Source organism: Microvirga sp. Mcv34 (assembly GCF_024519725.1).
GTDB lineage: Bacteria > Pseudomonadota > Alphaproteobacteria > Rhizobiales > Beijerinckiaceae > Microvirga.
Window position 1 is genome coordinate 37,822 of the sequence record NZ_JALJRK010000042.1, and the last position, 6,857, is coordinate 44,678.

Genomic DNA, 6,857 nt, shown 5'->3' on the forward strand with positions numbered 1-6,857 from the left:
AGCATATCGGTGGTGACCTATAGGGTATCGCCACACCTGTGCTGATCAGACCCCGTACCGCCTAAGAACGTCTCCGAGGTTTCGGGATCACTTGGTCGATATCTCGAAACTCGGCCCAAGGATCATTCTGAAGATGAGGCAAGCGCGCGGCCAGATTGCCAATCCGATATTGATTGCCGCTGCGGATCGTCGACAGTTCCTCCCACGTCAGGGGCGTTGAAACAGGAGCTCCGGCCCGGGCTCGCGTGGAATAAGCCGCCACAGCCGTGGCACCCCGCCCGTTGCGCAGATAGTCGATGAAGATCCGCCCAGCTCGGGCCCGCTTCGCCATAGTGTCCGTGTAAAGAGCGGGGCTTGCCTTCGTCATGGCTGCTGCGACACTAGCCGCGAACGCTTTTGCCTCATCCCAAGAGGCTTTTGGGCGGAGGGGAACCACAACATGCAAACCCTTGCCGCCGGAGGTCTTGACGAAGCTGACAAGATCGAGGTCCTGGAGGTAATCACGCACGTCGATCGCACCTTGAACCACCGCACCCCAGCCGACGCCCTCTCCCGGATCCAGGTCGAAGACAAGCCGATCGGGCTTCTCCGGGTTCTTCAGCGTTGAGCCCCACGGGTGGATCTCGAGAACGCCGGCTTGCACTAAAGCGAGAAGCCCGGAGAGATCTTGGATCGCTACTGCTTCGTCATCGCCCACGCGGACCCGCTGGATCAGCTCCTCATCAAGACCCGCCCAGGCATGTTTCTGGAAGAAGCATTCCTTCTGTGATCCCCCTGGGCAGCGCAGGAGCGAGAGCGGACGGTTCACGATGTGAGGCAGGATCCAATCGGCCATTTCCGTATAGAACTCAGCGAGCCCGAGCTTGGTGATCCCTTCGTCCTCCCACAGAACGCGGTCCGGATGCGTGAGATGGGCTTTCTCTAGGATCGCAGCACCAGGGCTTGTGTCGCGAGAGCCCTGCACAGTTGTCTCCCGCACGACGTCCCGCGGATCCTTGTCCTCGCGCAGCCCTTGGAAAGAGCCCTGCCGGACCATGCCATCATGCGTCCATCCGCGGAACTCGACCTCGGCGACCAGCTCCGGCCTGACCCACTTCACTCCCCGACTGGCAGCGGCAGGGATCTTGCGGGCAAAGGGCGAAGCCTTGATTTCAATCGACGTGAGGGTCTCGTAGAGAGCGCCCGCCACCTCGGATGTAAAGCCGGTCCCAACGCGACCGACAGAGATGAGCTTGCCAGCCTCATAGACACCCATGACCAGTGAGCCCACCGCCTTCTTGCTCGCGCTCGATGGCAGGTAGCCTACGATCACCAGTTCCTGGCGCTGCGTGCACTTCGACTTGACCCAGTCGTCGCCGCGCCCTGACCTGTAGGGCTGATCGGCGCGCTTGGAGATGATCCCCTCCAAGCCCATCCGGCAAGCATGCCGCACGAGCATTGCCCCATCCTCCTCAAGATGGTCGCTGAAGCGGATCGCACTACCCTGGGGCAGATCATCGAACAGGAGGCGTAAGGCCGCCTTGCGGTCTGCAAGTGTCGCCTTCCTCAGGTCCTCTCCGTCGAGATAAAGCAGATCGAACACATAGTAGACGAAACGCTCGCCCTTCCCGCCCTTGAGTTCCTGCTGGAGCGCCGAGAAGCTTGAGACCCCCGCCTCATCCTCCACGACGATTTCGCCGTCGAGCAACGCAGATGGAATCTTCAATTCTTTGAGGGCATTCGCAATTGGTTTGAACTTCGCTGTCCAGTCGAGCCCCTTTCGTGTCAGGAGCTTGATCTCGCGGCCGTCGATGCGGGCCTGCATGCGATAGCCATCGAGCTTGATCTCGTGAAGCCAGTTGCCACCCCTTGGGGCACTCTCAACCAGTTGGGCCAACGCCGGTTCGACAAAGGCTGGCAGAATGCCCTTCTTGGCACCTTTGACCTTCAATGGTCGTCGCGATTTCTCCGACCTGGATCTGGCCACCTTTTCGCGTGCAGCATGATCGACCCGGATATCGCCTTGGGCGGCCAGCTCCTCAATGGTCCGGCCTGATTTAAGCGAGGTCGTCTCCTCCTCCAGGATATCCGCATCCTCGGAGGTGCGTGCAGCCGGATCGTCGGACTTGAGCAGCAGCCACTGCTCATTCTTCTCACCGGGCTTGCCGCGGGTTCGCACGAGGTGCCACTTGCCCTTGAGGCGCTCTCCCTCAAGAGTGAACGTCAAGCGACCCCGGGCATAATCTTCATGCGGGTCGCCGTCCGGAATCCAGCGGCCCTGATCCCAGACAATCATGGTCCCACCGCCATACTGGCCAGCCGGGATGACGCCCTCGAAATCGATGTACTGCAGGGGATGGTCCTCGGTGTGGACCGAGAGGCGCTTCTCACCAGGGACCAGGCTCGGGCCCCGCGTCACCGCCCAACTTTTGAGAACCCCATCGAGCTCCAGCCGCAGGTCATAGTGCAGGCGGCGCGCATCATGCTTCTGCACCACGAAGCGGTTGCCCTGAGACTTGGCTCTCCTCGCCTTGGGTTCGCTCGTGATAGAGAAGTCCCGTTTCGCCCGGTAGGTGGCGAGAGAACCAGAGGCTCTTTTCGTGGTGGCTCGGCCTCGCGACGGCGCCTTCCTGGCTTTCGGACGGGCTGATGCCGCGACCATGACACTCTCCTACGCAACACGAAACGTCAGGGTTAGCCGGCCTTACGCGCCTTCGCCTTGGGTGCCGGCTTTTTCGCCGATTTGGATTTCGACGCGGCTTTCTTCGCCGGAGCAGTCTTCTTGCCTGCGGATCCTGCTTTCTCGGCCGAGACACTGCGCTTGAGCGCGTCCATCAGGTTGACGACATTCGACGGTTTTTCGGACGGCTCCTCTTTCAGAGGCTTGCCGGCCTGCTTCGACTTCAGCAGCTCCGCGACGGCTTCCTCATAACGATCATCGAATTGCTTCGGATCGAAGTGGGCCGCCTTGCTGTCGATGATGTGGGCAGCGAGATTCTTCATCTCCTTGGGATACTTCACCTCGCTGATCTCGTCGAAGACCTTGTCCTCGTCGCGAACTTCGTCGGCCGCGTGCAGTGTGGTTCCGACTAGCCCTTCATCAAGGGGCTCCAGCAGGATCATGCGTTCTCGTCGCGCTAGCACGATGCGGGCAATGCCGGCCATGCCTTTATCGCGGATCGCATCACGAATGACGCAAAAGGCTTCGTTGGACACCTTATCGGTCGGGGCGATGTAGTAGGCGGTGTCAAGGAAGCGCTCGTCCACCTCCTCGCGCGGCACAAAGCTCTCGATGTCGATGGTGTGGGTGCTTTCCAGCTTCAGGGCGTCGAGTTCCTCGTCCTCAACCTGGATGTAGCTGCCCTTGCCGACCGCGAAGCCTTTGACCTGGTCTTCACTCTCGACGACTTCCTCGGTCTCGCTGTCGACGAATTGGCGCTTCACGCGGTTGCCGGTCTTGCGGTTGAGGGTGTTGAACCGGATCTTTCCACCCGACGATGTGGAGGGGTATAGGCCGACCGCGCAGGACACGAGAGAGAGCTTGATGTGACCTTTCCAAACCGTCCGTTCAGCCATGGGTAGAACTCCCAACGATACTCTACTGTGTGACAGGTCTGGCAACCTTGACCGGCACCGTCACGAGTCGGCAACGTCGCCCCGAAATGACTCGTTCCGAGTTCTCCACAGGAGTCTCGGGGTTGGTTAACGCCCCAGGAAACCACTCCCCATCGTGACGCATTTTTGAAGTGTCGTTGTTGTGTAAGGAGTAACGGAATGTCAGATGACAAAGCCAATCGGGGTGGTGCGGACCGAGGCCGGGTCGCCGGCGGCGAAGAGTACGAGATCGGCTACTTTGCCCGGAAGCACGGCATCAGCGTTGCGCAGGCCGAAGAGTTGATCAAGGAGCACGGGAACAGCCGCGAGAAGCTCGATGCAGCGGCTGGGAAGCTCAAACGAGGCTAATCCCTAGCAGCCCAGTGCCCTGATGGCAGGTATGAGTGAGCACCGCGTTCATGTTGGGACCGCCGCCTGGGCGATCCCAAAGCAGTACGATGACGCCTTCCCGAGCGAGGGCAGCCATCTCGTGCGCTATGCGAGCCGGTTTGACGGCGTCGAGATCAACTCCTCGTTTTATCGCCCGCATCGCGTGTCGACCTATCAGCGCTGGGCCGGTGATGTACCGGAGCATTTCCGCTTTGCCGTGAAGATGCCGAAGGCGATCACTCACGAAGGCCGTCTGCGCGATGTCGACGAGCCGTTGGAGCGTTTTCTAGGGGAGATTGCAGGCCTGGGCCCAAAGCTCGGACCGGTGCTTATCCAGCTTCCTCCAAGCCTGAAGTTCGACCCGGCCGACGTGCGATCATTCGTTGAGAGGCTTCGAGCATCCTTTGCTGGAGATCTCGTCTGTGAGCCGCGGCATGCATCATGGTTCACCGCCGATGTCGACGCCTTCCTGGTAGAGCACCGGATCGCGCGGGTGGCGGCCGATCCCAAGCCTCATCCGAGTGCCGGTACTCCGGGGGGCTGGACTGGTCTGGTTTACTACCGCCTGCATGGGTCGCCGAAAATGTACTACTCGGCGTACTCACACGATGTCATCGCGGAAACCGCCAAGATCCTTCGGGACCATGTAGAGGCCGGACGAGCGGCATGGTGCATCTTCGACAATACGGCTGCTTTCGCTGCGACCGGCGATGCGCTGAGCACTTTAAAGCTTCTTCAGTCTTAGGCGTCTGACAAAATGGAAAAGCCCAGGCTCCGGGGTCAACGGGCGGAATGCCTTCGCATCTCCTGCCGCGCCAGCTACGGGCCTGGGCTAATAGGGTACCAGACGGGCGCTCGCATCGTCAGGCAAGCGCAGGAACAATCCGTGCCGGAGTACATCCGTCCTGGCACGGTCTCATCGACGCTGGCGGTGACGCCCGCCGCTGTCGAAGTCCACAACACTGTCCGCTGGGGTAAGCCTGATATAAGGGTTGATATAAAATTCACAAGCGGGTTAGGGCGAACATTGTGTCGCAGCCTCACCAGATTTGAGGAGCGAACGCATCCCATCGGTATGTCGAAGTTCCTCCATCGAGCACCAAGGTCGAGCAGGGGAACCTTGACCGTGAGGCGACGTTCCCGTTGAGGAGCTATAGGATCTCACATGCGAGCCTTCCATTTTAACAAAGTTGCACAACTGGGCTTGGCTGCACTGGTGCTCGGCGGATCGTCTCTCGTGACTACAACGGCCGCCGTCGCCGCAGATCTCCCCCCATACTACGACGATCAAGAGGCGGCTCTGGAACACCCGCCAGTTCGGCGCAGGCTCGCGGTCGAGGAAACCTATATCACCCCACCGGTCGAGCACAGGGTTATTGGCCGCCGCGTGATCGAGCGCCGCTTTGTTGGCGGTTATGAAGGGCCAGCTCTGGTGCCGCAGCAGCCTCTGCCGATTGTGCCTCTGGAGGAGAGCGAAGGCTTTGAGGGGCCTGCGTTGGTTCCTCCCCGGAATGTCCCGATTGTCTCTGTGCAGCCGGTCCTGCCTCCGCCCGTCTACCAGGAGAGAGTGGTCGGCATCCCTGCGCCAATCGAGGAATGCCGCGTTGTCTCAACGAAGCGGATCGACGCCTATGGCGATGTCACAGTGCGCAGAACAAGGATCTGCGACTGAGTCCGGCTCACCGCAGCCATAGCTCTTATCGACCTCCTGGCTCCTGCAGCGAGATGCCCGCCGGCACCTTCAGCTCGCCGTCGTTCTGATCCAGGTCGATGAAATGGTTGTTCCTGGGGATGACCAACCCTTCCCCGATCTTGGGCAGCTTGGACAGGGAGGTGCAGGTAATGGCCGAGCGCTCGCCCGAAGAGGTTTCTGTGCCGGTGAGCCGCGCAGTTGCCTGCCCAGGGCCTGAGAGGCTCCCTTCAATTCGGATGCTCTGGTCGGGAAACGCCCAGGTGAACCGCTGGCCAGTCTGCTCCCATTTGCCCGGCCATTCGCCGGGTTTGGTCTCGGACGCATCGAAGATGTAGGGGCTCACCTCCCCGTTCTCGAGTTCCCCTCCTCCGACGCCACCACCTGGATAGAAGGTAATCACGAACTGAGATCGGTCGGAAGCGCGGGTGCATTGCCAGAGGGAGCCTGCAAGGCTCAGGCCGTCGGCGATCGCTGCTGGGGACACCAGGACGATCCCGATCGTGGCGAGCAGAAAGCGTCTCATGGGCTGTCTCCGATCAAGGACGGAGCAGCACCGTAGGCGGAGTTCCTTACGTAAGCGTGGCGTCATGGCCGCCTACCGAAGCGGCGATCAGGATGAGATAAGTGTCCACGAAGATTGAAGCGGACACTTAGGTGGCATGCATGTCAGAGACGGAGCCTCGTCGTCGGCGCAGTTGGACAACGGAAGAGAAGTGGCGGTTTGTCGAAGAGGCCAGGCTCCCGGGAAACGCTGTCGCGGAGGTAGCCCGTCGACGCGGCGTCAACAACAATCAGCTTTTCGGTTGGATCCGGGCTGCCGAAGCAGGCAAACTGGGACCCCGTCCGGCTTCTCTGGTGCTTCTCCCCGAGGCTTCGTCGCACAATGAGTTCATCCCGATCGGGGTCTTCGGGACGTGCGGCGACGAAGGGCCCGCGATCACGATGCCGGCTCTTCGCGCGCCGGACGCCAGTCCAGTGGAGAGTTCGGCACAGTCGAGAGCCGAGAGGCCGGCCAGAACGTCAATCCTGGAGGAGCGGCCTGGCGTGATTGAGATAGACCTGCCAAACGGTGCACGTGTTCGGGTTGACGCCTTTGTCAACGAGCGGGCGCTTCGGCGGGTTCTTGCTGCCCTCGGTGCGAAGTCATGATCCAGATCGCTGCGGGAACGAAGGTGTATCTGGCCTGCCAGCCAGTCGATAT

At 60.8% G+C, this 6,857-nt stretch carries 7 protein-coding genes; 4 read left to right on the forward strand and 3 right to left on the reverse strand.

Features of this window, described 5'->3' with window-relative positions:
* Window positions 1-61: 61 nt before the first annotated feature.
* Together ligD and OC446_RS19905 are read right to left on the reverse strand one after the other, a co-directional pair.
* Complete coding sequence (gene ligD / locus OC446_RS19900; RefSeq protein WP_262030756.1) at window positions 62-2,641, reverse strand: DNA ligase D; 2,580 nt, start codon at window positions 2,639-2,641, stop codon at window positions 62-64.
* Between the two features lie 32 nt (window positions 2,642-2,673).
* Window positions 2,674-3,555: a Ku protein gene (locus tag OC446_RS19905; RefSeq protein ID WP_262030757.1), complete on the reverse strand. Its 882-nt coding sequence runs from the start codon at window positions 3,553-3,555 to the stop codon at window positions 2,674-2,676.
* A 198-nt stretch (window positions 3,556-3,753) separates the two neighbouring features.
* On the opposite strand from OC446_RS19905, the gene OC446_RS19910 reads away from it, so the two are divergent.
* The 3 genes from OC446_RS19910 (at window position 3,754) to OC446_RS19920 (ending at window position 5,635) form a co-directional block, all read left to right on the forward strand.
* On the forward strand, window positions 3,754-3,942 hold the full coding sequence (locus OC446_RS19910; RefSeq protein WP_262030758.1) for a DUF3606 domain-containing protein: 189 nt from the start codon (window positions 3,754-3,756) through the stop codon (window positions 3,940-3,942).
* Between the two features lie 22 nt (window positions 3,943-3,964).
* Window positions 3,965-4,708: a DUF72 domain-containing protein gene (locus tag OC446_RS19915; RefSeq protein ID WP_262030759.1), complete on the forward strand. Its 744-nt coding sequence runs from the start codon at window positions 3,965-3,967 to the stop codon at window positions 4,706-4,708.
* Window positions 4,709-5,200: 492 nt separating this feature from the next.
* A complete protein-coding gene (locus tag OC446_RS19920) occupies window positions 5,201-5,635 on the forward strand; it encodes a hypothetical protein (protein WP_262030760.1) in 435 nt (144 codons plus the stop codon).
* Window positions 5,636-5,660: 25 nt separating this feature from the next.
* Here OC446_RS19920 and OC446_RS19925 read toward each other — a convergent pair whose 3' ends face one another.
* Complete coding sequence (locus OC446_RS19925) at window positions 5,661-6,179, reverse strand: hypothetical protein (protein ID WP_262030761.1); 519 nt, start codon at window positions 6,177-6,179, stop codon at window positions 5,661-5,663.
* Between the two features lie 140 nt (window positions 6,180-6,319).
* On the opposite strand from OC446_RS19925, the gene tnpA reads away from it, so the two are divergent.
* Window positions 6,320-6,805 (forward strand): IS66-like element accessory protein TnpA, encoded by a 486-nt coding sequence (gene tnpA / locus OC446_RS19930; RefSeq protein ID WP_262030762.1) that lies wholly within the window; start codon window positions 6,320-6,322, stop codon window positions 6,803-6,805.
* Window positions 6,806-6,857 lie beyond the last annotated feature (52 nt).

What these genes read in the sequence shown, in the direction of transcription:
- tnpA (WP_262030762.1), top strand. Translation starts at nt 6,320, where the DNA reads ATGTCAGAGACGGAGCCTCGTCGTCGGCGCAGTTGGACAACGGAAGAG.
- OC446_RS19915 (WP_262030759.1), top strand. Translation starts at nt 3,965, where the DNA reads ATGGCAGGTATGAGTGAGCACCGCGTTCATGTTGGGACCGCCGCCTGG.
- OC446_RS19910 (WP_262030758.1), top strand. Translation starts at nt 3,754, where the DNA reads ATGTCAGATGACAAAGCCAATCGGGGTGGTGCGGACCGAGGCCGGGTC.
- ligD (WP_262030756.1), bottom strand. Translation starts at nt 2,641, where the DNA reads ATGGTCGCGGCATCAGCCCGTCCGAAAGCCAGGAAGGCGCCGTCGCGA.
- OC446_RS19905 (WP_262030757.1), bottom strand. Translation starts at nt 3,555, where the DNA reads ATGGCTGAACGGACGGTTTGGAAAGGTCACATCAAGCTCTCTCTCGTG.
- OC446_RS19925 (WP_262030761.1), bottom strand. Translation starts at nt 6,179, where the DNA reads ATGAGACGCTTTCTGCTCGCCACGATCGGGATCGTCCTGGTGTCCCCA.